The 24,227-nt window shown below is 72.5% G+C and carries 26 protein-coding genes and 1 pseudogene; 12 read left to right on the plus strand and 15 right to left on the minus strand.

From position 1 onward, the window contains the following. The 5 genes and pseudogenes from L7D48_RS03485 to L7D48_RS03505 form a co-directional block, all read right to left on the minus strand. Positions 1–623: pseudogene (locus L7D48_RS03485) on the minus strand (hypothetical protein); the annotation flags it as partial. Positions 624–693: 70 nt separating this feature from the next. Further along, a complete protein-coding gene (locus tag L7D48_RS03490; RefSeq protein WP_237877306.1) occupies positions 694–1,665 on the minus strand; it encodes a phage tail family protein in 972 nt (323 codons plus the stop codon). A 25-nt stretch (positions 1,666–1,690) separates the two neighbouring features. Next, positions 1,691–3,031, minus strand: coding sequence for a hypothetical protein (locus L7D48_RS03495; RefSeq protein WP_237877262.1), 1,341 nt, complete (start codon positions 3,029–3,031; stop codon positions 1,691–1,693). A gap of 64 nt (positions 3,032–3,095) precedes the next feature. After that, entirely contained in the window at positions 3,096–4,310 is a 1,215-nt protein-coding gene (locus L7D48_RS03500; RefSeq protein ID WP_237877263.1) for a phage tail protein, read from the minus strand. Positions 4,311–4,657: 347 nt separating this feature from the next. Beyond that, complete coding sequence (locus L7D48_RS03505; protein WP_237877264.1) at positions 4,658–5,254, minus strand: hypothetical protein; 597 nt, start codon at positions 5,252–5,254, stop codon at positions 4,658–4,660. A gap of 76 nt (positions 5,255–5,330) precedes the next feature. On the opposite strand from L7D48_RS03505, the gene L7D48_RS03510 reads away from it, so the two are divergent. Next, a complete protein-coding gene (locus tag L7D48_RS03510) occupies positions 5,331–5,912 on the plus strand; it encodes a hypothetical protein (protein WP_237877265.1) in 582 nt (193 codons plus the stop codon). 49 nt (positions 5,913–5,961) lie between these two features. Here L7D48_RS03510 and L7D48_RS03515 read toward each other — a convergent pair whose 3' ends face one another. Continuing rightward, a complete protein-coding gene (locus tag L7D48_RS03515) occupies positions 5,962–6,135 on the minus strand; it encodes a hypothetical protein (protein ID WP_237877266.1) in 174 nt (57 codons plus the stop codon). Between the two features lie 62 nt (positions 6,136–6,197). Between L7D48_RS03515 and L7D48_RS03520 the strand changes: the two genes are divergently transcribed. After that, positions 6,198–6,623 (plus strand): DUF3592 domain-containing protein, encoded by a 426-nt coding sequence (locus tag L7D48_RS03520; protein WP_237877267.1) that lies wholly within the window; start codon positions 6,198–6,200, stop codon positions 6,621–6,623. A gap of 13 nt (positions 6,624–6,636) precedes the next feature. Here the strand turns inward: L7D48_RS03520 and L7D48_RS03525 are convergent, their stop codons facing one another. From L7D48_RS03525 to L7D48_RS03550, 6 genes are all read right to left on the minus strand, one after another. Then, positions 6,637–6,858, minus strand: a complete 222-nt coding sequence (locus tag L7D48_RS03525; RefSeq protein WP_093846784.1) for a hypothetical protein — start codon at positions 6,856–6,858, stop codon at positions 6,637–6,639. 213 nt (positions 6,859–7,071) lie between these two features. Then, positions 7,072–7,323 carry a hypothetical protein gene (locus L7D48_RS29380; protein ID WP_308312211.1) on the minus strand — a complete coding sequence of 84 codons (252 nt, stop codon included), beginning with the start codon at positions 7,321–7,323 and terminating at the stop codon, positions 7,072–7,074. Positions 7,324–7,538: 215 nt separating this feature from the next. Continuing rightward, the gene (locus tag L7D48_RS03535; protein WP_093846786.1) at positions 7,539–7,829 is read right to left on the minus strand and encodes a hypothetical protein; all 291 of its coding nucleotides are present in this window, start codon (positions 7,827–7,829) and stop codon (positions 7,539–7,541) included. A 142-nt stretch (positions 7,830–7,971) separates the two neighbouring features. After that, on the minus strand, positions 7,972–8,559 hold the full coding sequence (locus L7D48_RS03540) for a phage tail protein (protein ID WP_237877268.1): 588 nt from the start codon (positions 8,557–8,559) through the stop codon (positions 7,972–7,974). A 115-nt stretch (positions 8,560–8,674) separates the two neighbouring features. Then, entirely contained in the window at positions 8,675–9,091 is a 417-nt protein-coding gene (locus L7D48_RS03545) for a hypothetical protein (protein ID WP_237877269.1), read from the minus strand. Between the two features lie 330 nt (positions 9,092–9,421). Continuing rightward, complete coding sequence (locus tag L7D48_RS03550) at positions 9,422–9,865, minus strand: helix-turn-helix transcriptional regulator (protein WP_237877270.1); 444 nt, start codon at positions 9,863–9,865, stop codon at positions 9,422–9,424. Positions 9,866–10,129: 264 nt separating this feature from the next. Between L7D48_RS03550 and L7D48_RS03555 the strand changes: the two genes are divergently transcribed. Beyond that, positions 10,130–10,726, plus strand: a complete 597-nt coding sequence (locus L7D48_RS03555) for a hypothetical protein (RefSeq protein ID WP_237877271.1) — start codon at positions 10,130–10,132, stop codon at positions 10,724–10,726. Further along, positions 10,726–10,899, plus strand: coding sequence for a helix-turn-helix domain-containing protein (locus L7D48_RS03560; protein ID WP_237877272.1), 174 nt, complete (start codon positions 10,726–10,728; stop codon positions 10,897–10,899). The genes L7D48_RS03555 and L7D48_RS03560 overlap by 1 nt, the downstream gene beginning before the upstream one ends. Positions 10,900–10,954: 55 nt before the next feature. Here the strand turns inward: L7D48_RS03560 and L7D48_RS03565 are convergent, their stop codons facing one another. Further along, complete coding sequence (locus L7D48_RS03565) at positions 10,955–11,854, minus strand: hypothetical protein (RefSeq protein WP_237877310.1); 900 nt, start codon at positions 11,852–11,854, stop codon at positions 10,955–10,957. Between the two features lie 71 nt (positions 11,855–11,925). On the opposite strand from L7D48_RS03565, the gene L7D48_RS03570 reads away from it, so the two are divergent. The 7 genes from L7D48_RS03570 to L7D48_RS03600 all read left to right on the plus strand — a co-directional run bounded on the left by L7D48_RS03570 (position 11,926) and on the right by L7D48_RS03600 (position 19,658). Then, entirely contained in the window at positions 11,926–13,152 is a 1,227-nt protein-coding gene (locus L7D48_RS03570; protein ID WP_237877273.1) for a CapA family protein, read from the plus strand. A gap of 210 nt (positions 13,153–13,362) precedes the next feature. Beyond that, positions 13,363–15,609: a HAMP domain-containing protein gene (locus tag L7D48_RS03575; protein WP_237877313.1), complete on the plus strand. Its 2,247-nt coding sequence runs from the start codon at positions 13,363–13,365 to the stop codon at positions 15,607–15,609. Between the two features lie 6 nt (positions 15,610–15,615). Next, positions 15,616–17,178: a poly-gamma-glutamate synthase PgsB gene (gene pgsB / locus L7D48_RS03580; RefSeq protein WP_237877274.1), complete on the plus strand. Its 1,563-nt coding sequence runs from the start codon at positions 15,616–15,618 to the stop codon at positions 17,176–17,178. Beyond that, entirely contained in the window at positions 17,175–17,657 is a 483-nt protein-coding gene (locus tag L7D48_RS03585) for a poly-gamma-glutamate biosynthesis protein PgsC/CapC (protein ID WP_237877276.1), read from the plus strand. Before pgsB ends, L7D48_RS03585 begins: the two co-directional genes overlap by 4 nt. Positions 17,658–17,678: 21 nt before the next feature. Next, the gene (locus L7D48_RS03590) at positions 17,679–18,761 is read left to right on the plus strand and encodes a C40 family peptidase (RefSeq protein WP_237877278.1); all 1,083 of its coding nucleotides are present in this window, start codon (positions 17,679–17,681) and stop codon (positions 18,759–18,761) included. 97 nt (positions 18,762–18,858) lie between these two features. Continuing rightward, positions 18,859–19,293, plus strand: a complete 435-nt coding sequence (locus L7D48_RS03595; protein WP_237877280.1) for a phage holin family protein — start codon at positions 18,859–18,861, stop codon at positions 19,291–19,293. Continuing rightward, complete coding sequence (locus L7D48_RS03600; protein WP_237877282.1) at positions 19,290–19,658, plus strand: DUF3618 domain-containing protein; 369 nt, start codon at positions 19,290–19,292, stop codon at positions 19,656–19,658. Before L7D48_RS03595 ends, L7D48_RS03600 begins: the two co-directional genes overlap by 4 nt. Here the strand turns inward: L7D48_RS03600 and L7D48_RS03605 are convergent. Both L7D48_RS03605 and L7D48_RS03610 read right to left on the minus strand, forming a co-directional pair. Then, a complete protein-coding gene (locus tag L7D48_RS03605) occupies positions 19,623–20,687 on the minus strand; it encodes a YihY/virulence factor BrkB family protein (protein ID WP_237877285.1) in 1,065 nt (354 codons plus the stop codon). The two genes, L7D48_RS03600 and L7D48_RS03605, sit on opposite strands and share 36 nt — an antisense overlap. 150 nt (positions 20,688–20,837) lie before the next feature. Further along, on the minus strand, positions 20,838–23,063 hold the full coding sequence (locus L7D48_RS03610) for a serine hydrolase (RefSeq protein WP_308312212.1): 2,226 nt from the start codon (positions 23,061–23,063) through the stop codon (positions 20,838–20,840). 321 nt (positions 23,064–23,384) lie between these two features. On the opposite strand from L7D48_RS03610, the gene L7D48_RS03615 reads away from it, so the two are divergent. Continuing rightward, entirely contained in the window at positions 23,385–24,146 is a 762-nt protein-coding gene (locus L7D48_RS03615) for a GPP34 family phosphoprotein (protein ID WP_237877288.1), read from the plus strand. Positions 24,147–24,227: the final 81 nt, after the last annotated feature.

The raw sequence follows: 24,227 nt of genomic DNA on the forward strand, positions 1-24,227 counted from the left end.
TCCCGGTACTGGCCGGGGTAGCTGCCGGGGATGTCCCTGGGCCAGTCCTCCGGCACGATGCCGCCGACGGCGACGGTGGCGCGGCGCAGGTCGCTGACGGCCGAGTTCCAGTCGATGCCGCCGGTGCCCTCCGAGGCGCCCGCGGGAACCAGGACGGCGGCCAGGGCGAGTGCGGCGCGCGGGGTGGCGGGGGCCTCGGGAGTGGCGGCCGGGGTGCCCTGGACGATCTCCACGGCCGCCTCGGTGCGGCCGGAGGAGGTGTCCTGGGTCTCGTCGTACACCCGCAGCACCACCAGGTCGATCCGGGGGTTGTCGGGGTCGCCGTCGGCGAAGGTGACCGGGGTGTACTCGGTGAGGGCGACGGGGTAGGCGCCCGCGGACTCGTCGCCCTGGACGACGGCTCGGCCGGAGGCGACCGTGGCGGTCATGCCGGCGGACTGGCCGTAGACGTAGAGCCCGGACAGCGCCCACGCGCCGTCCGGGGAGCCGGGGATCACGCCGTCGCGCGAGGCGAGCTGTCCGGCCGGGGTCATGGTGCCGGTCGGGGCCAGGCGGGTGTCGGCGCGGGACTGGCCGGCGCCGTCCTCGGTGCGGTTGAGCAGCCATGCGGTACGCACGGGCATGGGGTTCCTCCTGTGGATCGTGTGGATCGTGGTGGGTTGTTGCGGTGCGGGTGCGGCGGCGGGCCGCCGGTCACCAGTGGGCGTCGCGCCAGCGCACGGTGGCGGTGGCGCCGGGGCCGGGGCCGGGGCCGTTGTCGCCGGAGCGGAAGGCCAGCGGGGTGGCTCCGGGCTCCAGCAGGAACAGCTGCTCGGGCGCCGAGCGGGCGGTGGCGGTGTACAGCCGGGAGGCGGTCCCGTTGAGGACGACCGTCCCCGCCTGGGTGTCCACGGTCAGTACCTCGCCGGCGGCGAGGGTGATGCCGTAACTCAGCCGCAGCCCGTCCGTCAGCCGGGTCAGCGACGGGCGGTGCACCGGGCCGCGGAACTCGATCACCGGGTGCGCGGCCGTCTCCCCGGAGTTGTGGGCGGTCACGGTGCCGGTGGATCCGGTGGTGCCCCAGTCCAGCGGCCAGGCCAGGCCGGCCTCCGGCCCGGTGTCCGGCCCCGGCTCGGGGGCGCCCGGAGCCGTCCAGGCCAGGCCGCTCTCCGGCTGCGGCAGGCGCAGTACGGCGCGCTGCTCCCGGACGCCGAAGCGGCGCGGGTCGGTGGCCACCCACTGCAGTTCGGCCCTGGCCGCGCCCTGCACCACGTAGCCGCGGTCCTGGGGGACGACGCGGCGGCTGACGCGGGCGCGGCAGGCCAGCGTCTCGCCGTGCAGCCGTACCGCCAGCCACCGCTCGCCGCCGTCGGGGACGGTGGCGGCGCGGAAGCCGCGCATCGTGCCGCGCGCCTGCCCGGCGGTGTCCGGCAGCAGCCAGACGGTCGCCGAGACGGTGCGGGGCTTGGCCCATCGTGCGCCGGGCCAGGCGCCGTGGCGGTCGGGCAGGGCGACGTCGCCGGTCTCCAGGTCCGGCAGGTCGTCCCAGCCGGTGATGCCCTTGGCGTCGATCTGGTAGGGGGTGCCGGGGCCGAAAAGAGCCCCGGCCCACTGGATCTGCCCGTCGCGGGTGATCAGTGAGCCGGGGGGAGTGTCCTGGCCGTTGTGGAGTTGTCCGGTGTCGATCACGTTCGTTGTCCTCGCTTCCTGTTCACGGTGCCGCTCCCGTCCCCGCGACCGGCACCGCGGCGCCCGGCTGCGCGGGGCGGGCGGGGTGGGCGGTGCGGGCGAGGAAGAGCAGGTCGTCGGCGACGCCCAGCGGCCCGCGTTCGGCGGGTTCGGTGTAGTGCTCGATCCGTCCTCCCCGCATCCGCGCGGAGGCGGTGTGGCGGGCGGCGCGGTCCATCAGCCGGCGCAGCGCGGGCAGCGGCAGTACGGCCTCGGCCTCGCCCGCCTCGGCCACGACCGCCGGAACTCCCCCGCGCCGGGGCAGGACGACGCCGCCCGCGGCCAGTTGCGGGATCCTGGAGATGTTCACGCCGAACTTCTTGCCGAGGACGCTGAAGCTGAGGCTGTTGAGGCCGTCGATCAGCCAGTTGGCGAAGGCGATCAGCCCGTTGATGGGCGCCTTGAGGACGTGCAGCACCAGCTGCATGCCCGACTCCAGGAACCCGGCGATCCCGCCCAGGACGCGGCGCGTCGCTCCGGCGACCCGGTCGAACCCCTTGCGGGGCCCGGTCGTGAGCCAGTTCAGCGCCGAGCGGACGGCGCCCCTGATCCGGCCCATGGTGCGGCCGGCGATCGAGCGCAGCGCGCCGCCCGCCGAGGAGACGGTCCGCCGCATGGTGCCCATGGGGTCGCGCACCATGTCCGCCAGCCACTTCACCACCGCGGTGACGACCGTGAGGTAGCCCCGTACGTAGCCGGTGGCGATCTTCACCACCGTCCGCACGGCGGGCTCGATCACCTTGGCGACCGTCCGCACGCCCTGCGTCAGGGCCGCGCTGCCCTGCTGGATGATCCGCTGCCCGGCCTCGGACCGCGCGGCGGCGTCGACCAGGTAGAGGACCAGCGGGGCGACCAGGGAGAGCGCCAGCCCCCAGGGGTTGGCCTTCATCACGGTGTTGACCAGTTTCATCACCCCGGCGCCCAGGCGCAGTCCGACGCCGAACACGCCGCCGAGCCGGCCGAAGAGGCCGGCGCCCTTGGAGATGCCGCCGGAGAGCGTCGCCGCCTGCGCCGCGCCGCTCCTGATCCGCTTCAGCTCCCGGCTCGCGGCGGCCGTACGCGGCCGGGCCGCGGTCAGTTGCGGGTGCGCGGCGCCCGCCCGGCGTCCCAGGCCCGCCAGCCCCTGGCCGGCGGCCCCGGCCGCGGGGAGCGTGCGCCGCAGTTCGGCCGCGGAGCGCTGGGCGGATCCGCGTACGGCCGCCGCCGCCCGCTGCGCGGCCCGCACCGCCCGGGTGTTGGCGGCCAGGGACTGGCGGGCCTGGCCCAGCGCTCCGCCGAAGCCGGTGAACGCGGGTCGGGCCAGGGCCAGTTGGTTCAACGGCACGGCCCTCCACCTCCTTCCGTCCTCCCCGTCCTTTCCGTCCGCGGGCGTGGTGCGCGTCCGGTCCTCATCCGCGGGCCTTGGCCAGGAGCATCAGCGCGTCGGCGGTCCGCTGCGGGTCGCCGGCCTCGGCGGCGTAGTAGTGCTCGATGTGCAGTCCGCCGGCTCCGGCCGCCGCGGCTCCCGTGCCGTAGGGACCGGGCGCACCCCGTGCCGCCCGGGTGGCGGTCCGTCCCAGCAGCGATTCCAGCTTGGACAGCGGCAGTACGGCCTCGGCCTCTCCCGCCTCGGCGAGGATCGCGGGCACGCCGCCGGAGCGGGGGGTGACGACACCGCCCTCGGCGAGCCTGGGGATGGTGGGCAGGCTGACGCCGAAGGTCTTGCCGCCGACCATCGGCACCCAGCCGGGGATCGACACCTTGATGCCGTTGATGCGCCGGATCGCCCGGTTGATGATGTCGATGACGCCGTTGACCGGCCCTCTGACGCCGTTCTTGACCTTGCCGAAGGCCCGTGAGGCGATGCCGGAGAGCCGGCCCCAGATCTGGCTCATCCTGTCCCGCACGGCGCGGAACGCGGCCGGAATCGTGGTCCTGATCCAGTTGACGACGGGCTGGACGACCTTCCTGATGCCGTTCATCACGGCGCCGATGGTGTTGCGGACGGCCCGGACGGCCGTGGTGATGACGGCCTTCCAGATGGCGAAGTAGGTCCTGACGACCTTCACGATGGCCTTGACCACCACGGACACGGCCGTCCTGATGCCGTTGAAGACCGACTTGAAGATCCTGCCCAGGCTGCTCAGCAGCGGCCCGATGACCTTCATGGCCTTCTTGAGGACCTCGCCGACCACGGTGAAGACCTTCTTCATCACCCGCTGCATGGTCTTCGACTGGGTGGCCATCGCGACGATCTTCTCGATGACCGGTGTGAGCAGCGAGAGCAGCATCCCGAAGATGTTGCCCTTCATCTCCTTGTTGAGCTGCTTGAAGCCGCCGGAGGCCTTCTTGGCCCCCTGCTGCATCCGCGTCATCTGCGGGCCGCTCTTGGCGGCCTCGCGGCCCAGCTTGGAAACGGAGAGGGCGGCCTGGTCGGCCGCCCTCTTCATCGTCGTCAGTTCCTTGTTGGTGTTTCTCGCGCCGGTGGTGATCCGCGTGACGCTCCGGTCCGCGGCGGCCGCCTGCCGGCCCAGGCCGGTCGCGGCCCGTCCGGCCGTGTCCGAGGCCGATTTGAACTGCCGCAACGTGCCCGAGGCCCGTTGCAGCGCACTGCTGAGTGACATGGGTCTCCCTTGGGGCTGGTGACACGATCTCGCCGGGGGCCGGACAGGCGTGTCCGGTCCGGCCGGTAGGTCTTCGGCGGGAGGTCCGTCCCGGCCACTGCCTTCGCCGATCACCCGGGTGGGGTCTGGGCCTCTCCCCGCCCGTCGACCGGACCGAACGCACCGGCGTATCAGCGGGATGCCGACTGGGGTGCCGCGCCTCCCCGAAGACGCGGTACGCGGAGGTGAGCCGAACACGAACGCGAAGGCCTCGCGCGGTCGGGCCCGCCGTCCTGGGCGCGCCAGGACGGTGTTTCCCCGACTCGGCAGGAACGCCGTACCGAAAGAGCCGCTCCCCGGCAGACGTCTCAGGAAAGCGCGGCAATCAGCCGGTTGATGTAGAACTCGAGGTTGCGGACTTGGGCCGCCACCTGTCTGGTGGTGGTCTCGCCGGAAAAATCCAGCGGTCGGCGGGGACCGACGCCTTGCACCGCTCTGGCCGTCGCCGCCTGGCGGGTCCTGGCGCTCCTGGCCGATGTGTCGGCCCGCCCGGCGACGGTTCGCACCTCGTCCACTTTCTCCCCCAAGACCTTGATCTTGGTGTCGTGCAGTTCGAGCTGAAGCTCGATACCCGAGAAACGGCGCTCCAGCTCACGCTCGGTGCGCAGCGCCTGCGAGGTCCAGCCGAACTTCCTGTCCAGATAAGAGTCGATCCTCGGGGAGAAGTCCTTGATCGTTGGGATTTCCGCTTTTACGGGTGAAAACCCCAGTGACAGTACGTTTACCCCACTCGCGACCAGAGCGCCGGTGACGGCCGCTCCGATCGCCTCGGGTTTGAGCGCGGTCTCGGCGTGTTCAAGGAGCTTCGCCTTCTGTGCAGCGTCTGTCTTGAGCGCCTCGACGTCCTTTTCCACACGCTCAAGACGCGTGCTCGCGGTTTCCTGTTTCTCGGTCGGGGTCGACATCGCACCTCTCTGTTGGGTCTAATGGGCAGCGGCCGGCCCAGGGGCGGCCTGCCCTGCTGAAGGTGGTATCAACGACATGCCAGAGAGAGCGGCCTCCGTCCGGCCGACGTTCGCCACCTACGCGTTGATGGCGATGCTCACCGGAATCGCTGCCGCTCTACTGGGGGCGGTCTACCTGATTTACCGCGAAATGGTGGTCACGGGAGGGTGCGGATCGCGGTACTCGGGCGTCGCCTGCTCCATGGAGCAAACGACGCAGATCGTCGCGGCGATATTCCTCCTGCCCATCTCCATGCTGTACACGTTTTTCCTGAACTGGGTCGTCTTCCGCCCGTACCGGAGGGGGCACGAGGCGTACCGGCTCATCGTTCCGCTGCTCCTCGCCGCGGATGCGACGGTGCTTTTGACAGCGGCTCACCCGGTGGGTGGGTCGGTTGCTTTGGCCGCGGCCGCGGGCCTTCTCCTCGTGTCCGGAAAACCTGTGGGCGTGCGCGGCATGGTGTGGGGACTGAGCAAGGAGCGGTTCACGGCCCTGGTGGCCGATCCCGAGGGAAGGCCCTTCTCCACGGGTCAGAACCTCCTCCTGTTGTGTGCCAACACCGTCGGAACGGCTGCGGGGTTGACAGCCGCTCACCGTTTCGTCGCAGCGCTCACCTGACCCCTCTCCCCGGGAGCCTCTCGACGAGCGCGCCGCCGACCTCCGCCGTTTACCGGATACGGCGGACGGACCACCGTTCCGTGTCGAACTCCAGGCGGCCCGGCCAGGGAACGGTGATCACCTCGACGGCCTCGGAGCCGGAGACCTCGATCCCCTCGGAGGCACCGAAACCGTGGTGGACCGGGGAGCCCGCGCGGCCACCGCCGTCCCAGGTCACCTTCACGCGCTTCGGCCCCCGGCCGAGCCGGGCGCCTCTCCTTCCCGGGGCGTTGATAGGTTCGAGAGATGTTCCCGGTGCTGGGAATCGCGGCTTCCATGCTCACCCTGTACATACTGCAGCGCGGGGTTCGGCACCTCGTGTTCACCGTCCGGGAACGGAACAGGGCCCGGTTCGGCGAGACGACCACCGGCGTGTGCGTCGGCCACCAGCGGACGAGACACGGAGCCGTGATCGGCGTGGTGCGCTACGAGGACACCGGGGGACGCACCCGCGAGGCGCTCACCGGGCCCGGCACACGCCCTCCGCCGAAGGTGGGGGAGACCGCGCTCGTCACCTACAACCCCGGGAATCCGGCGCACCGGGGAGTCGTCAACGGCGAGCTCGGTCCGGTCATCGCGGACGTACTCGACGTGTCCAGATTCTTCATCGGCGCGGGCGTCGCGGCCGGCTCCTCCTTCGTCTTCCTCCGGGCAGCCGCCTCCGGGGTCTAGAGCGGCCACCCCCTCACCCGGCCCGCTCGCCCCCGGCGGCCTCCATCGCGTCCTGCCAGCCGGCGGCGTAGGCGCGGGCGTCGCGGGCGTCCAGCTCCGCGCGGACCGCGAGGAGCAGTTGCTCCGCGGCGGGCCCGTCCAGGCGCCGGAATATCCCGCCCAGCAGTCGCTGGAGCTCTCCGGCGGCCTCCGCGCGGGTCGTGTCCTGGCCGGTCTCGTAGCTCTCCGTCGCCACCCCTATCACCCTCTCCGGCTCGTGATGCCATATGACCTGCTTGGATGCGTACACGGGGGTCACGGGCGCGCAACGGAGGTGGGGGTGTTGCGTACCCAGCGTCATCATACGGCCGCACCGAGCAAAAAATCGAACACAGTTTCGTTTTGGTACGGACCGGAGCCGTCCCCGCCCGCCGGGAAGCGGGCGGGGACGGCCCGCCGGCGGCCTCCTTCAGCCGAAGAAGCGGGCCAGCTCCCGCGCGGAGGGGCCGGAGACGGGCGCGCGCTCCGGCTCGGCGCCGGGCGTGTCGCCCAACTCCCCTTCACCCGAACCCCGTTCCCGAGGTTCCGGCCCCTCCGACCCCTCCGACCCCTCCGGCCGCTGTCCGGGCCGGGGGACCGGCTCCGGGTACTCCGGCGGCTCGTCGTCCTCGTCGCGGTGGAGCGCGGCCGTCATCCAGTTCGCCGCCGCCAGATGGTCCACGGCCGCGGCCAGCAGGTGCTCGGCCGCGCCCCACTGGGCCGCCTCCCCGTGGTCGGCGAGGTTGACCGCGCTGTCGCGCGGAAGGTGGCGGATCAGGACGGCCAGGCGGCGGGAGGAGAGCCCGCCGCGGTACCAGTCCAGGAGATCGACCCCGTAGTACCGGAGCAGGTCGGCTTCCAGTGCCTCGGCGTGTTCGTCGACGAACGCGTCGAGGCTCAGCCTTCCCCCAGGCCGAGCCCGGTGGCCTTCCCGTACGCCTCCAGGATCGCGGCGACGTCCTGCATGGAGACGTCGTGCCGGTCGAAGCGGTCGAACTGCTCCTCGCCCAGCAGCAGGCGCAGCAGGCCGTCGATGTCGTTGTCGTCCAGCTCGCGCAGGGCGCGGGCGGTACGGCGGCTGAGCTCGCCGGGCATCTCGAAGGTGTCGCCGTCGATGGTGAAGGTCCAGGCGCGGCCCAGGGCCTCCGTGCGCTGGGCGCGTGCGGCGTTGACGTCGAACGTGGTCATGTCTGGTCGGCTCCTTGCCGGGGTGTCGGGGTGTCGGGGTGTCGGGGTGTCGGGATCGGGACGGAAGCGGAGGGCGCCGGGCCCGAGGGCCCGGCGCCGGTGCTGTGCTCGCTGTGCTGTGCGGTCCAGCCCGCGGAACGGATCAGGCCGCCGGGGCGGTGCCTGCGAAGTCGGGGTCCTTGACCAGCCAGGTGGCCAGCGGGGTGGCGGCGTCGACCGCCATCGCCGTGAAGGTGACGCCGAGCTTCAGCGAGCCCTTGCGGTTCATCTCGACCTCGTCGGTGTCGGTGACCTGGCCGCGCGGCAGGACGAAGCGGTAGACGACCTCCTCGCCGTCGGTGAACTCCAGGCCCAGCGACCGCTCGTCCGGGATCGGGTCGGAGAGCACGTCGTACTGGTACACGCCCGATCCGGTCGCGGTCTCCCTGACCTCGCCGCCGCCGAAGTACAGCGGCAGGGTGTCCGGGTTGAACTGGAGCATGCTGAACTTCACCGTCATGTCCCGGTCCTCGTAGATGAAGCGGGCCGGGCCGACGGACTGCCAGGTGTCGACCTGGGAGGTCTTCTCCTTGCGGCCGAACTTCACGCCGTCGGAGCTGGTGTAGCCGACGTCGGTCCAGCCGGTGCCCCACTCGGAGGCGGTGTCGGCCGGAGCGGCGGTGCCCAGCGGGGCGACGAGGATGCGGCCGTTGCCGGCCACGCGGATCTGGTTGGGGTTCATACCTGCCATGTGAGGCGACTCCTCGGTTCGGAGCGCGGATCGCGTCTCCGCGCTCGTGCGAAGGGCCCCGCGCTTCGTGCGGGGCCCTGTTACGGGGTGGTGCGGTGGGGCGGCGTGACGGTCGTCAGGCGGCCTGGGCCGGGGTGAGCGACAGCCGCACCGTGGTCAGGTAGCGGTTGGCGTCGAGCCGGTTGTAGTCGGGCAGCCAGCGGACGCCGTCCGCCTCGACCACGTCGGTGACCGTGGCCGTCCCGTGGGTGGTGCCGCGCAGCCGCAGCAGCGCGGCGCGCATGCCCAGCGAGTCGGTGTGGGCCGTGGTCTTGTCCGGTCCGTAGACCTCGAGTTCCACCAGGGGGTTGTCGAGGTGGAGGTCGTCGACCCACGCCCCGCCCACCCGGGAGACCAGCACCACGCGCTGGGTTCCGTCGAAGCCGGCCGGCGGGACGTTGTCCACCGTCACTCCGGTGAGCTCCGGGCGGTCGCCGAGGAAGTCGACGATCAGACGCTCGACGTCCGGGAACGCCAGCAGCGGATCAACCACGCGCCTCCTCCTTCCTTGAAGAGGGCGGGCGGGCCGCAGGGCCCGCCCATGACGAACGGCGGGCAGCGCCCGGGATACGGGCACAGCTCCGCCGCTGCTTCCAAGTGTGAACCAGATCGTGCGAGCGCGCAACTAGTAAGAGGCGAGAACTTTCCGGAGAACCCGCGTCGCACCGTCCGGGAGCGGACGTGAAGCACGGGAAGGAGCTCCGCGACCGGCCGATGACGGCCGTCGGCGACGGCTGCCGCCGACACCCGCACAGGCCTCCGGCCCGGCCCCGCGGGAGAGCGGGACCGGGCCGGAGGGAGGGGTCGCGTGGCGGCGCGGCGGTCAGGCGCGGCGGCGCGAGGGCGGCTCCGCAGGACCCCCTTCGGGCAGGAATTGGCTCGCCACCCTGACGAACATCTCCCGCTGCGCGGCCGGGATGCCCAGCAGCTCGGCGGCGCGCTCCAGGGTGAGAGGCTCCTCCGCCCCACTGTTCGCGGAGCCCTTGGCGGACGGCGGCAGCGGCAGCTCCTCGTCGGTGAGCTGACCGGAGCGGACGAGCATCTCCCGCACCGGAACCCTCAGCACCCGGGCGAGCCGCCGCATGGTCTCCAGATCGGGCATGCTGTGCCGCTGCAGCAGCCGGGTGATCGCCGCGCGGTGCACGCCGGCGGCGTCGGCGAGCCGCGACTTGCCGCCGCCCCGCGGGCTGTCGATGTCGTAACCCCGCTCCCGGATCAGCCCTTCGATCCAGGACGCGAAAGCTTCCAGATCCTGTGCTGCGGCCATGACTCGCCCCCTTCGTGGGCCCTCAGCATAACGTGCTTTCGCGCGCGGCATTACGTGCTATCGAGCACGAAATGGCGGACGGAGCGGGATCCGGCGAATATTTGTTGCGCGCCAGCACGCAACATAGGATCATATGGTCCGCACCCAACAGCGCTACGCACCGAGGGAGTCGCCCATGGCACCCGCCACCCGCACACCGACCGGCACCGGCCGCCGCGATCCGTTACGGAACCGGCCGGCGCCGGCAGAGAAGGAGGAGGCCGCGTGAGTGACACCGTCCGTACCGAGACCGCCCGCCGGCTGGACGCACTGCGCCGCCAGTTCCCCGAGCTCCTCGCCGAACTGGCGCCCGGCGGCCGCAGCCCGGCCGTACCCGGCCCGGCCCCCGGCCCCGCCGGGGGCTCCCGGTCCACCGCCCCGCTGCGCCTGCACATCTCCGACGCCATCCGCGACATCACCGACGGCGTCACCGAGCTGGAGGAGGCCGTGCACGACAGGCTCGGCCTCCCCCGCCCGCAGCGCGCACGGGTCCCCCGGCGGATCGGGCGCCTGCTGGGCCTGCTCGACCGCATCGGCCGCGACGCGGTCCTCGCCGAGCACGTCCTGGACGAGGCCCGCAGGATGGGCCGCCGCTGCTCGCGGGCGCTGGGCGGGAGCGAGGCGGTGACGGCCGTGGACGGGCGCTGTCCGTGGTGCGGCTCCGTCTCCCTGCGCGCCTTCCCCGAGCGCCGGGCCGTGCTGTGCATCAACCCCGGCTGCCGCTGCGACGACCCCGGGTGCGGCTGCCGCACCGACCCCGCCCACCGGCACTCCTGGCCACAGCACGGCCCGCCGGACGGCCCGCGGGGCGGTGGCGCCTGATGCTGGTCACCGCGGCGATGGCCGCCCGGGAGGTCTCGGTCACCCCGGCCACCATCCGCAAGTGGGTGCAGCTCGGCCGCCTCACCCCGGCGGGGCGGCAGGGGCGCGCCCTGCTCTACCGCCTGGAGGACGTCTTCGCCGCCGAACGCTCCGCGCGCCGGCCCGGCGGGTGACCCGCCGGGCCGGCGGCGAGGACTCCCGGCCCGGTCTCCCGGGAAGGTCCCGCCGTCATCCCCAGTCGGCCGCCGTCGCCGCCACCGCCTCGGCCGTACGTGTCCTGCGCTCCTCGTCGTCGCGGACGCTCCGGCTGAACTCCAGGTGCAGAAAGGGCACTTCCTCGGCGGCGGCCCGCCGCCCCTGACGGTTGGAGCGTCCTTCCAGGGGGCATCGCCGGGCCCAGGCCCGGCACACCTCCAGCCCTCCGTCCCGCAATTCGCGGGCCAGCCCGCGGGCCTCTTCGCGTCCGTCCTCGCCCCTGCCGGTCGAGACGATCGCGTCGTACGCCGGCGCGGAGTCGTCGGCGAAGCCGTGGACCTGGATGCCGGGCATGCCCCGATCGACCAGTTCGCCGCAGACCGCGTGGAAGACGGTGTCGACGCGGTGGGCGACGTCCGCCTCGTCGCCCCGGCCCGCCCTGCGGTGCGCCCCCGCCAGGACCAGGACACCCCCGGGCGCCCCGCGCAGAACGGCGACCCCGAGCCTCTCGGTGTCGTGGTCGGCCACGGGGTGGGGGACCTGGACGGACCAGCGGGGCGGACTGTCCAGGTCGATGTAGACCCGGCCCCAGCCACGGCCGGTTCCGGCCCCGCTCCCGTCGCTCTCGGCGATCTCGGCGTACCTTCGGCCGGTGGCCCGGTCGGTCAGGGTGAGCATGCCGTATCCGACGGACGACAGTCGCCTCGCGGCCTCCTCCCGCCGCCCGTCCAGGAGCAGCCCGACGCCGTCGGCCACGGCCCGCCGCTCGTCGCGCGCCGGCGGCCGGTAACCGCCGTGCGGGCCGAACGCGGAGGTGAACGAGGTGACGTGCCGCTCCAGGTCGGCCCGGATCTCCGGGCCCTTCGGCGCGGCCGGAGCGTGCGGCTGCCGCGACAGCGTGGCGATCGTCACGCCTCCCGCCAGCAGGGCCATGACCAGCACGGTTGTCAGAATCGTTATTTTCTTGGCGGAAAAGGCCTTCATCGTAAGATAAAAATACCGGCGTGATACGACGCCCCGGCCGCCTGCGCGCCCACCACCTCCCCCTCCTCCTCGCACTCGCCGCGAGCGCCCTGACCGCGTGCGGCGCCGACGGGCAGGACGACGGCAAGCCGGCGGCGGGAGGCCGGTCCTTCAGCGTCGCCGCCGCCGGGGACATCCTGATCCACACCCAGCTCGTGGACCAGGCCGCCAAGGACGCCAAGGCCACGGGCGAGGGGGTGGCGGGCCTGGACTTCAACCCGGTCATGGCGGGGATCAAACCGGTGATCAGCAAGGCCGACCTGGCGATCTGCCACATGGAGCCGGTCGTGGGCACGCCGAAGGGCCCCTTCCAGAGCTACCCGGACTTCCTCGTCCCCCCGCAGATCACCACGGCGATCCGCGAGGTGGGCTACGACACCTGCTCGACCGCCTCGAACCACACCCTCGACCACGGCCCGGCGGGCGTGAAGCGGACCCTGGACGCCCTCGACGAGGCCGGGGTGAAGCACACCGGCTCGGCCCGCAGCCGTGAGGAGGCGGAGAAGCCGCTGATCATGGACGTCAAGGGCGTCAAGGTGGCCCAGCTGTCGTTCGCGTTCGGCTTCAACGGCCGGGAGATACCGCAGGACAAGCCCTGGATCACCAACCGGACCTCCTTCAAGGAGATCGCCGCCGCGGAGCGCGCGGCCCGCTCCGCGGGAGCCGACGTGGTGATCCTCAGCATCCACTGGGGACGCGAGCACCAGCCCAACCCCAGCACCTCGCAGCTGAAGCTGGGCCGCCGGATCGCCGAGGAGACCGGCATCGACCTGGTGATCGGCCACCACGCGCACGTCGTTCAGCCGATGGAGAAGGTGAACGGCACCTGGATCGCATACGGACTCGGCAACCAGCTCGCCCGGCACGACGTCCCGACCGGCCTCACCGAGGAGGGTGTCATCGGCTGGTTCGAGTTCACACAGCGGGGTGAGGAGTGGGACGTGGCGGCTCGCTACGTGCCCACCCTCGTGGACATCCCGCCGGACGCGGAGGAGGACTCCGGCGCCGCGGCCGAGGGGGCCGAGGGGGAGGAACAGGTCTCGGACCACCGCCTGGTGGACGTGGCCGCGGCCCTGCGGAACGGGGACGGACTGACCGACCAGCAGCGCTCCCGCTACCGGCTCGCCTTCGAACGCACCGAGGGCACCATGCTCAACCGGGGTGCCGCCGAGGACGGTCTCCGGCCTCTGCGGGGCCTCCCCGGCTGACCGGCTCCGGCGCCGCCACCCGAGACGGGTGGATCACACTTTCGGAAGCCGTACAACCTTACGACCGATGCGTGAGTCGTATGCGGTCGGTGCATCACGACGCTCTTTTCGGCGTGGCACACCCATCCCCCCGTAATCTCCAGGAGAGGAGCGTCCGTCGTGGCCGCTTCGCAGCCGAAGCGGCGGCAGAAGGCCCGCCGAAGAGCTGACATGTCGCTGCTCGGTGGTATACGGCCGCCCATCGCGATCCTCGCGGCCCTGCTGCTCTCCGTGGCCGGAGTCACCGCCTTCAGCCTCGGCCGGGTGGGGCAGGACACCGTCTCCGAGGCCGTGCTGACGTCCCAGCAGCACTTCGCCGAGGACGGCGCCATCGCACTGCGCGCCTCCCTGGACGAGAGCGTCACGGACCTCAACCGGGCGGCCGCCCTCTTCAACGCCGGCGAGCCGGTCACACCCGACGCCGTCCTCGACAAGATCGGCAGCGTCTACCAGAAGTGGCGCGGTACGGCGATCATCGAGATCGAGTCGGGCAAGCTGCTGGCCGCCCGTGGCGAGACCCTGCCGCTCACCGCGATCGACCGCGGGAAGCTCGCCGAGGAGAACGGCCTGGCCCCCCGCATGGTCCGGCTGGAGAACGGCGAGACCAGGCTGCTCTCCCTGACCCTGCTGTCCTGGGAGGGGCAGCCCCAGCAGCTGCTGATCGCCTCCAGCAGCCTGAAGTTCCCCGGCATCAGCCTCGGCAAGTTCCGCGCCATCGCCGTCCTCGACTCGACGGGCGCGATCCTCAGCAGTGACGGCATCCCCGAGCCGGAGCAGGTCCTCACCGACCTCCAGCGCGAGGAGGTCGAGCACTCCGAGAAACAGCTCGCGGCGTTCTCGAAGGCCGCCACCGAGAAGGCCGGCGGGCACCCCCTGAAGACCAAGGAACCCGGTGCCGGCGGCTTCCTCGGCGTCAGCGGGAGCATGACCGGCGACCGGTACATGGGTGAGCGCTTCGTGGCCGGCTACGCCACTCTCGCCGCCCCGCAGCCCGGTGAGAGCACCGTCGCCACCGGACTCGGCCTGACCGTGGTCTCCATGGTCGGCGTCGCCGAGGACCCCACGCGCACCACCGACACGGTCTTCGGGCTGATCGCCGCGGCCGCCCTGCTGGTCATCGGGGCCCTGGCGGTGGCACTGCTGCTGGGAACCGTGCAGCGGCCCCTGCTCCGGCTCTTCCTGGAGAGCCGCCGCCTCACCCGCGGGGACCTGCACCGGCCGGTGACCGTGCCCAGATTCGGGGAGACCGCCCGGATCGGCCGCGCCCTGGAGCGGCTGCGGCTCCAGTTGCTGAACGCGGGCCGCGAGGGCGCGGAGTCCGCGCCCCCGCCGGGACGCGCCGCCGGACGGTTCGGCATCCGCGCCATGCTGTCGGTCTGCGCGGTTCTGCTGCTGCTGTGGTCCGCCCCGATGGTCCTGCTGCTCAACCGGGCCGACTCCACCGCCGTCATCCCCCAGCAGCTCGTCAACGACCAGCGGGAGCGGACCGACACCCTGACCGACCGGGTCCGGCGCGCCCTCAACGAGGGCCATGCCGACCTGGTGTCGGTGGCCTCCCTGATCGGCGACCGCACGGCGGCCAAGGACATGGCGGAGGTTCTGGAGCGGACCGCCGAGGAGCACCTGCGCTACCGGGCGCTGTACGTCCTCGGCGCCGACGGACAGGTCCTCGCCCGCGCGGGCGAGGAGCCCCGGCACCCGGCCGGCGAGGGCCCCGCCGCCGAGGCGATCACCGTACTCGGCGAGGGCGGCAAGGAGCCGGTCATCACCGGCTACGCCGAGGTGCCCGGCCGTGAGGGGGCCGCCGTGGTGGGCGAGTTCCGGATCGACTTCCTCAACTCGCTGCTCAAGCGGCCCGGCCTGGGCGAGGTCCGGGTCGTGGACGCGGAGCGCCGGGTGATCGGCGGGAACACCGGCTACCGGGCCTTCCAGAAGCTGCCGTCCCGGCGGCTGGACGCCCTCGTGGAGGGCACCAACCAGCAGGTGGGCATGAGCCCGCGCCCCAGCAGCGTCCTGTACCGGGGCGAGGACGGCACCCAGATGGCCGCCGCGGCCCCGTTCGTCGGCGGAGGCGCGGCCAAGCCGCTGGGCTGGACGGTGGTGAGCTGGCAGTCGGCCGCCGGGCTGGACATCCCCGAGTACACCTTCCAGAACCGCACCGTCCTGGCCGGCCTGCTCGGCCTGACCGCGGCCGCCGCCTGCCTGGGCTGGCTCCACATCGTGGTGGCGCGCCCGCTGCGCGAACTGGCCCGCCAGGCGGAGGCCCTGGCCGACGGGGACCACCGCACCGTCCTCTACCCGCGCCACCACGACGAGGTCGGCGCCGTCGTACGCAGCCTGGAGCTGATCCGGCAGACCCTGCAGGAGCAGCGCAGACGGGACGGCGCCGCCGCGCCGGGCCCGGTGGGAAGGAACTGATCACCCGTGCTCTTCCTCTACGCCGTCCTGGTGACGTGCGGTGCCGTCCTCCTGCTGGCGGGCATCGTCGAACAGCGGCGGCACTTCGCCAACCTGGAGCACATCCCCGCCCGGGTGCTGGTCAACGGCATCCGCGGCAAGAGCTCCATCACCCGGCTGTGCGCGGGCGCGCTGCGCGGCGGCGGGCTCACCACCGTCGCCAAGACCACCGGCACCGCGGCCCGGTTCATCCACCCGGACGCCACCGAGGAGCCGGTCTACCGCAAGTTCGGCATCGCCAACGTGGTGGAGCAGATCGGCATCGTCCGGCGGGCCGCCGCCTACGACCCGGACGCCCTGGTGATCGAGTGCATGGCCGTCATGCCGGCCCTGCAGGAGATCAACCAGTCGAAGCTGATCCGCTCCACCATCGGTGTGCTGTGCAACGTGCGCGAGGACCACCTCGCCGAGATGGGGCCGACCCTCGACGACGTGGCGCGCTCGCTGTCGCGCTCCATGCCCGAGGGCGGCATCTGCGTGACCGCCGAGAAGGAGCGCTTCGCCATCCTCCAGGAGGAGGCGGACGCGCGGGACTGCAAGCTGGTCTACGCCGACCCCGACACCGTCACGGACGAGGAGCTGCGCGGCTTCAGCTGGTTCACCTTCAAGGAGAACGTGGCCATCGCGCTGGCCGTCGCCGAACTCCTCGGCGTGGACCGGAAGACCGCGCTCCAGGGCATGTACGACGCGCCGCCGGACCCGGGTGTGCTCTCCGTCGAGCGGTACCGCACCGCCGACGGCAAGCGGCTGCGGTTCGCCAACGTCTTCGCGGCGAACGACCCCGAGTCCACCTTGATGAACATCAACCAGCTGCTCGACCTGGGCGCGATCCACCGGCCCCTGAACGTGGTGATCAACTGCCGCCCCGACCGGGTGGAGCGCAACGGCCAGATGGGCAACCTGATCCCGGATCTGGAGCCGGAGAAGGTCTTCCTGATCGGAAACCCCACCAAGAGCGCCCTGGACGCGATCCCCGCCCAGTGGCGGTCCCGTGCGGTGGACCTGGGCGGCGACCGCCGCGACCCCGAGGAGTTCATGGCCGAACTGCTCGGACAGCTGGGGCCGGACTCGTCCCTGGTGGCCATAGGCAACATCCACGGGCAGGGCGAGGTACTGCTGGAGCACCTGGCCGAACTGCCGCCCGACGAGGAGGCGGCGGCGGACGGCCCCGAGGACGCGGCGCCGGACCGCCCGGAGCCGTACACGCCCCACCTCGACCCGTACATGGCCTATCCGGACGCGTACGAGGCCCGGTACCAGCGGACGGAGCAGACCCAGCAGCTCCGGGTCCTCGAACGGCCCGCCACCCCCTCACCGCGGCCGGCGCCCGAGCCCGGGTTCGGCCCCGAACCCGAGCCCGCGCCCGCGTTCGAACCCGCGCCCGAGCCGCCGCGGGACGCCGGCCCGGCGCCCGAGCCCGGGTCCGTCCCGCACACGCCGCAGCAGCAGAGCTCCTGGTTCGATCCCCGGCCGCGCGCCCGGCAGGCACCCCGCCCCGAAGAACAGCACAGTCCTGGAGAGTCCCGTTGATCCCCGCCGTCCTCACCCCCGAGATAGCCGCTGTCGGCATCGCCCTGGGCCTGCTGTTCTCGCTGGTCTGCTACCTGACGACCAACCTCTCCCCGGGCGGGATGATCACCCCCGGCTGGCTCGCCCTGACCCTGGTGGAGGACCTCCAGCGCGCGGCGATGGTCGTCGGCGTCACCGTCCTGACCTACGTCTCGACCCTGCTCATGCAGCGCCTGGTGATCCTCTACGGCAAGCGGCTGTTCTCCGCCGTGGTCCTGACCGGCGTGACCCTGCAGGCGACCCTGGTCATCGTGCTGCAGCAGCAGTTCCCGCTGATGTACAGCAACCAGACCCTCGGATTCATCGTCCCCGGCCTGATCGCCTACCAGCTGGTCCGCCAGCCCAAGGGAGCCACCATCCTCTCCACCGGCACGGTGACCCTGGCCACCTACGTCGTCCTCACCGCCGGAATCCTGCTCGGCGTCATGCCGTCCGCCTGACCCCTGACCGGAGCTGACCTGATGAGTGCCAAGACCAAGCGCGGGTCCCGTCCCGTCCTGCACGCCGCGACGATCATCGCCCTGCTGGCGGGCAGCACGTACCTGACCGTGGAACTCCGCAAGGAGGAACAGGCCAAGGCCCCTGCCGTCCAGGCGGTCACCGACACCCCGCTGGTGAAGTCGGGTGCCGCCACGCAGACCGGCGAGCAGACCTGGGAGCGGCTGAAGAACCCCGACCGCTCCGTCCTGCGCGGCGAGCAGGGGCAGGTGCTGGCCACCTTCACCGACGGTTCCCGCACCGCCACCCTCACCGGCCCCAGCCGCACCTTCACCGAGCCGGCCAACACCGCTTCCCGGGTCGTGACCGAGAACTGGGTGCGGCTGATGCCGGAGCACTGGAAGAAGGGGGCCGAGAAGGAGAAGTGGTTCAAGGACTGGTTCAAGGAGTACTTCGGCAGTGAGGAGGACGACCTCTTCGCGATGGCCTTCCAGTACGTCGACCAGGCCCCGGTGAAGAAGGACGACGAGGGCGTCCCCTACGCGGGCGACGCCGACTTCGGCCCGATCAACCCGGAGGGTTCGGAGGGCGCCGACTACCGGCTCGAGCAGTCCGACTTCTACGACTACCTCGGCATCCCCTACACCTTCCGGGACGGCACCACGATCCAGCCGGAATCCGCGCGGTACCGGGCGATGGACTGCTCCGGCTTCATCCGCACCGTCTTCGGGTACCGCGCCCGCTACCCCCTGCGCGCGCTCGACAGCAAGGGCGACGGCCTGCCCCGCACCGCCAACGGCATGGCCCGCTCCGACCTGGGCACGGACGTCATCCCCCTCACCGGGGAGGGGCCGGAGTACCGGCGGCCGGCCTCCATCGACGTCCTCCAGCCGGGCGATCTGGTGTTCTTCTGGCTGGACGCCCGCACCAAGGAGCGTCTGGACCACGTCGGCATCTACCTCGGGCACGACACCGACGGCCACAAGATCTTCATCTCCAGCAGGGAGGAGGTCAACGGGCCGACCATCGGCGACAAGGGCGGCACCTCCCGGCTCGACGGCAACGGCTACTACGCCAAGGCCCTGCGCAGCGCCAAGCGGCTGTAGCGGCCGCTCCCGCCCGCCGACGAACGGGTGAGGCCGGGTTAGCGGGCGGTGAGCGGAGGTACTCGGAGTGCTGACCCATGAGGGGAGCGCGACGACGATGAGCACGATGCAGCGGATGGACGGACACAGGCGCGGGCACGGCCCGGGAGAGGAGCACTCCGTCGGCGAGCTGGTGGCGCGGGCCACCGCGCAGATGTCGCAGCTCATGAAGGAGGAGCTGCAGCTCGCCAAGATGGAGATGGCCGAGAAGGGCAAGCGGGCCGGAATGGGCGGCGGCATGCTCGGCGGCGCCGGGGTGGTCGCGCTGTACGCGGTGGGCGCCGGTGTGACGGCCGCGATCGCCGGTCTGTCCGTGGTGTGGCCGGTGTGGCTGTCCGCCCTGGTGATCATGGCGGTGCTGTTCCTCGTCGCCGGGGTGCTGGCGGCCCTGGGGCGGCAGCAGATGCGCAGGGCGACGCCCGCCAAGCCCGAACGGGCGCTGCGGGGCGTGCACGACGACCTGGACGAGATCAGGGGAAGGGTGCGGCGATGAGCGTTTCGAGGGACACCAGGGAAGCGCGGGTCCCGGACACCCCGGGCATCCCCGCCGACCCGGAGACCCCCGCCGAGCTGCGCGAGCGGATCGACCGTACGCGCCGGGAGCTGGGCGACACCATCGAGGAGCTGGCGGCCAAGGCCGACGTCAAGGCCCTGGCGCAGCGCAAGGCCTCGGGTGCCGTACGGGCGGGCCGGCGCAACGCCGTGCCGCTGGCCGTGGCGGGCGGGGCCGTACTCGCCCTGGCCGTGGCCGCCGTGGTGCTGCGGCGGCGGCAGGCGCCGCGGCAGCGGCAGGTGCCGCGCCACGACCCGCGGACGCCTGCGTCAGTCCGCCGCCTTGTCGAGCGTATGGCCGCGTGAGGCGTCCGGGTCCGAGCCCGAGTCCGGTTCCGGGGCCCGGCCCGGGCCCGGCTCCCGCTCCGCGGCGGTGCGGGCGGGCCCGTCCCCGCGCCGCTGCCGCCTGAGCCACCTGAGGCGCCACAGCCGCAGCCGCAGCGAACGCGGCCACTTGGCGGTGTCGCGCGGCTCCACGTACGGCTCCTCCCCCTTCGGCAGCCCGTCCGCGTACGCCCGCCGGCGGGCCAGTTCGGCGTCCAGTTCCAGGCCGAGCAGGATGGCCAGGTTCGACAGCCACAGCCAGACGAGGAAGACCACGGCGCCGGCGAGGGTGCCATAGGTCTTGTTGTACGAGCCGAAGTTCGCCGTGTAGACCGCGAAACCCGCCGAGGCGGCCAGCCACAGCAGCACGGCCACCACGCTGCCCGGCGCCATGCGCAGGCCCCTCAGCCGGGCGTTGGGGGCCGACCAGTACAGGATGCTGATCATCGCCGCGACCAGCAGCACCAGCACCGGCCACTTGGCGACCGACCACACCAGCAGCGCCTGGTCGCCCATGCCGACGGCCTTCCCGGCCTGCTCGGCCAGCCCGCCGGTGAAGACCACGATCATCACGCTGACGGCGAGCAGCACCATCAGCACCAGCGTCACGCCGATCCGCAGCGGCGTGAGCTTCCACACCGGGCGGCCCTCGGGGATGTCGAGGACGCGGTTGGCCGCGCGGATGAACGCCGCGACGTAGCCGGAGGAGGCCCACACCGCGCCCAGCAGGCTGACGGCCGCCACGAGGCCGCCGCCGCTGCCGCGCCGGATCTCGCCCACCGTGTCGCTCAGGATCTCGCGGGCCGGGCCGGGGGCGAGTTGCCGGAGGTTCTCCAGGATGTACTGGGTCGCCGTCTCGCCGACCGCGCCGAGCAGCGAGACGAGCAGCAGCAGGGCGGGGAAGATCGACAGCACGCCGTAGTAGGTGAGGGTCGCCGCCCGGTCAGGGATCTCGTCCTCGAAAAACTCCTTGGCCACGCCCCGCACGACGGACCACCACGTCTTCGCCATGGCCTTGAGGATTACCGCCGCGGGCCCGGCCATGTGCCGGCCGGGGGCACGGCTGGGTAACGGCGGGCCCGCCGGACGCGCGCGGGGCGCGGTACGGACGGCGCCTTCCGTCCGTACCGCGCCCCGCGTACGGGCCCTGCGGCCCGCGCGTCACAGGACGCGGGTCAGCCTCGTGCCCAGGTCCGGTTCGGCCAGCTCGCCCCGGACGGCCACCGGGACCTTCACCTGGCCCGGCCCGCTGCCGACGGTCAGGGTGCCGACGGTGTCGCCCGGGGCCGCCGTGTGCGGCACGCCCTTGCCGCCGTCGGTCAGGGCCAGCTCCACCTCCAGACCGGACCAGCCGACCGCCGAGACGTCCTCGGTCGCGATCAGCTGCGTACGGCCGCCGAGGCCGTCGTCCACGTAGCCCACCACGTCGCCCTTGGCGACGATCTTCTCCGACTTCAGGACCTCCTGCGCGGAGACCAGCAGCTCGCGGCTCTCGGCGATCACCGTGTCGATGATCGGCGGCTTGTGCTGCCCCAGCATCGCGCCGACGATCAGCTGCGTGGTGCCGCCGACCTCCTTCTCGCCCGCGAACAGCAGGTTGCCGCCGGCCGCGGTGGTCGTACCGGTCTTGATGCCGACCGCGCCGTTGTACGGGACGAGCCCGTTCCAGTTGCGGTGGCCGACACCGTTGCGGTCCTCGTACGAGGGCTTCTTGACGATCTCCCGGAACACCTCGTAGTCCATGACCTTCTTGCCGAGCTTGACCTGGTCGGCGGCCGTGCTGACGGTGTCCTCGCGCAGCCCGCTGGCGTCGGTGTAGGTGGTGTTCTCCATCCCGAGCTCCTCGGCGGCGGCGTTCATCTTCTCCACGAACGCCTTCTCCGAGCCGCCGGAGTCCCAGCGGGCCAGCAGCCGGGCCACGTTGTTGGCGGAGGCGATCATCAGGGCGTGGAGGGCCTCGTTGAGGGTTATCTCCTCACCCTCCTCCACCTCGACGGTCGACTCGCCCTGGGCGCTGAGCCCCGCGTCCTTCTCGGCCTGCGCGTCGACCGGGATCCTCGGCCCCTCCTCGCCCGCCTTGAGCGGGTGGTCGCGCAGGATGACGTAGGCGGTCATCACCTTCGCCACGCTGGCTATCGGAACCGGCTTCTCCTCGCCGTACGAGCCGAGGGAACCGAGCCCCTCCACCTCCAGGACGGCCTGGCCCTCGGAAGGCCATTCCAGGGCGGGCCTGTCGCCCTCGAAGGTGTGGGTGGCGGAGGCGGTGAGCACCAGCTCCGGGGCGGGCAGCGGGCGCATGAGCTGCGCGACCGCCAGAACGATCACCAGCAGCAGGACCAGCGGCGACCAGATCTTGATCCGCCGCAGGGCGACCCGCACCGGGGTCTCGGGCGGGGCGGGCTTGTTCGTCAGCTCGGCCAGCAGCTCAAGCGGCCTGTGCGGCGGCAGCGGCTGCTGCCTGGTCCGCTCGGCCTCCGGCAGCTCGGGGCCCGGCGTGTGCGGCGGCTGCTCGGGAGACACGACGGCCGGGGGCACGCGGGGGGCGTCGGCGGAGCGCAGCGGTACGAAGCGGCTCGTCCGCTCGACGTCGCTCTCCGCCGGCTCCCCGGCCTTCGCGGAGGCTCCGGCCTTCTCCGGCTCCTGGTCCTTCTCCGGCTCCTGGTCCTTCTCCGGTTCCCCGGCCTTCCCCGGGCCCTTCGGACCAGGCTCCTCGGAGGCGCTTTCCGGGCGCACCCGGAACATCGCGGTGGGCTGGTCGACCGGCCGGTCGGCCCCGGCCTCCTCACCGCCCTCGTCGTCCCCGGCCTTCTCCTCGGCCTTGCTCCCGGTGGCCCTGTCCCCGGGAGCCCGGAACACCGCCGTCGCCTGGTCCACCGGCCGGGCCCCGGCTCCCCCGTCCTCGGCGGGGTCGCGGTCCTCAGCGGAGTCGGTGCCGCCGTCCGCCTCCCCGGCCTCCTCGGCCTCCTCGGCCTCCTCGGCATCGTCGGTGCCGGCGGTGTCGTCGGCGTCCTGGGAAGCCCCGCTTCCGTCGGTCCCCGCTTCCTCTTCGGCGTCCTCGTCGGTCTCGTCGGCCCCGGCGTCCTCGCCGGTCCCATCGGTCTCGGCCTTGTCCCGGCTCCTGTCCTCGGGAGCCCGGAACACCGCCGTCGCCCGGTCCACCGGCCCGGTCCCGGACTCCCCACCGGCGGACGCGTCCTCACCGGCGGTCTCCGGCTTCCCGGTCTCCTCCGGCTCCTGCGTCTCCGGCTCCCGGACCGCCGGCTTCGCCGTGTCGCCGCCCTCGGCGGAACCGGCCTTCCCGGCCGCTCCCACCGGACCGTCGCCGTTCGGCGAGGGTTCCTCGCCACCGGTCCCGGCCTCGTCCCCGGGCGCCTCGTACAGCGCCACGCGGGGGTCACGCGCCCGCTCGGGAACCGTTTTGGCCTCTCCGGTCGTCTCCCCCAACGAAGTCTGCCGTTCCGAACTGTCGGGGGACTTGCCCGCCACCTATGCCTCCCGCTTGGTGTCGCCACTCGTCATATCAGTAAACAGTGTCCTGAACGCCGGTCCTCCCCCGGCACTCCGGCCCTGTTTCGCGGCCGTGAGGGCCCGCTAAATTGCCAGACGGTAACGACATACCTACTGGTTCCATGACAAAGCGCCCAGGCGCTCTCGACAGACCTCTGTGAGAGGGGTCACCCTGTCATGCATCCACGCGGGGAGGCATGGATGGGCAGGAGCCGCAGAACAATTCCGGAGGAGCTTCTGCTGCTGGCCCTGGACCCGGCCACGGGTACCACGGCGCAGCCGCAGTCGCTCGACCTCGGCCTGGCCGGGGCCCAGCTCGTGGAGCTGGCTCTCGCAGGACGGATAGCCCCTGACGGGGATCGCATAGCCGTGGTGCTGCCACGGCCGACCGGAGATCCAACCCTGGACTCCGCGCTGGAGCTGCTGCGCAGACGCGGCAGCCCCGTCCGCGCGGTCCACTGGATCGGCGGGCCCAGACTCGGGCTGCGCCAAACCTATCTCACACACCTGGAGCGCTGCGGCATGGTCCATGCCGTATCCAGCCAGATGTGCGGGGTGTTGCCGACGACTCGCTACCAGGCGACGGACACGGCCGTGAGCCGGGAGATCAGGGCCCGGCTCGACAACGCGATCCGCACCGGCGTACCGCCGGACCCGCGGACCGCGGCACTCGCCGCGCTGGCCCATGCGGTCGGCCTCGGCAAGCACCTCTACCCCGGCAACGAGGGACGGTCATCCCGTTCCCGGCTGAGGGATCTGATCAGGCACGACCCGATGGGCGGTCTCGTCGCGCACGCCGTGATGGACGTGCAGAACGGCGTGGCCGCACAGCCCCGGCGCACCGCTCCCGGCAGGGGCGCGGGCGGGCCGGGAGGCGGACGGGCCGCGGCGCGGTCCGCCTCGCCGCAGCCGCTCGCCGGACAGGCACGGCGGGGCGGGATGGCCCGCGCGGGCGCCCGCTGACCCTGCCGCGCCCCCACCGGCGGGCGTTCGGAAGGCACCCGGCGGACACCCGGCGGATTTCCCGAACTCGGCCGAAATCCG

The sequence above is a fragment of the Streptomyces sp. ICN903 genome, from assembly GCF_022015835.1.
Classification (GTDB): domain Bacteria; phylum Actinomycetota; class Actinomycetes; order Streptomycetales; family Streptomycetaceae; genus Streptomyces; species Streptomyces fenghuangensis.

Bases quoted from the DNA above. Each gene is read 5' to 3' on its own strand.
- L7D48_RS03615 (WP_237877288.1), top strand. From the start codon at position 23,385: ATGGGCAGGAGCCGCAGAACAATTCCGGAGGAGCTTCTGCTGCTGGCC.
- L7D48_RS03520 (WP_237877267.1), top strand. From the start codon at position 6,198: ATGTTCCCGGTGCTGGGAATCGCGGCTTCCATGCTCACCCTGTACATA.
- L7D48_RS03500 (WP_237877263.1), bottom strand. From the start codon at position 4,310: ATGTCACTCAGCAGTGCGCTGCAACGGGCCTCGGGCACGTTGCGGCAG.
- L7D48_RS03600 (WP_237877282.1), top strand. From the start codon at position 19,290: ATGAGCGTTTCGAGGGACACCAGGGAAGCGCGGGTCCCGGACACCCCG.
- L7D48_RS03595 (WP_237877280.1), top strand. From the start codon at position 18,859: ATGAGCACGATGCAGCGGATGGACGGACACAGGCGCGGGCACGGCCCG.
- L7D48_RS03605 (WP_237877285.1), bottom strand. From the start codon at position 20,687: ATGGCGAAGACGTGGTGGTCCGTCGTGCGGGGCGTGGCCAAGGAGTTT.
- L7D48_RS03540 (WP_237877268.1), bottom strand. From the start codon at position 8,559: ATGGCAGGTATGAACCCCAACCAGATCCGCGTGGCCGGCAACGGCCGC.
- L7D48_RS03550 (WP_237877270.1), bottom strand. From the start codon at position 9,865: ATGGCCGCAGCACAGGATCTGGAAGCTTTCGCGTCCTGGATCGAAGGG.
- L7D48_RS03565 (WP_237877310.1), bottom strand. From the start codon at position 11,854: ATGGCCCTGCTGGCGGGAGGCGTGACGATCGCCACGCTGTCGCGGCAG.
- L7D48_RS03590 (WP_237877278.1), top strand. From the start codon at position 17,679: ATGAGTGCCAAGACCAAGCGCGGGTCCCGTCCCGTCCTGCACGCCGCG.
- L7D48_RS03510 (WP_237877265.1), top strand. From the start codon at position 5,331: ATGCCAGAGAGAGCGGCCTCCGTCCGGCCGACGTTCGCCACCTACGCG.
- L7D48_RS03575 (WP_237877313.1), top strand. From the start codon at position 13,363: ATGTCGCTGCTCGGTGGTATACGGCCGCCCATCGCGATCCTCGCGGCC.
- L7D48_RS03505 (WP_237877264.1), bottom strand. From the start codon at position 5,254: ATGTCGACCCCGACCGAGAAACAGGAAACCGCGAGCACGCGTCTTGAG.
- L7D48_RS03535 (WP_093846786.1), bottom strand. From the start codon at position 7,829: ATGACCACGTTCGACGTCAACGCCGCACGCGCCCAGCGCACGGAGGCC.
- L7D48_RS03560 (WP_237877272.1), top strand. From the start codon at position 10,726: ATGCTGGTCACCGCGGCGATGGCCGCCCGGGAGGTCTCGGTCACCCCG.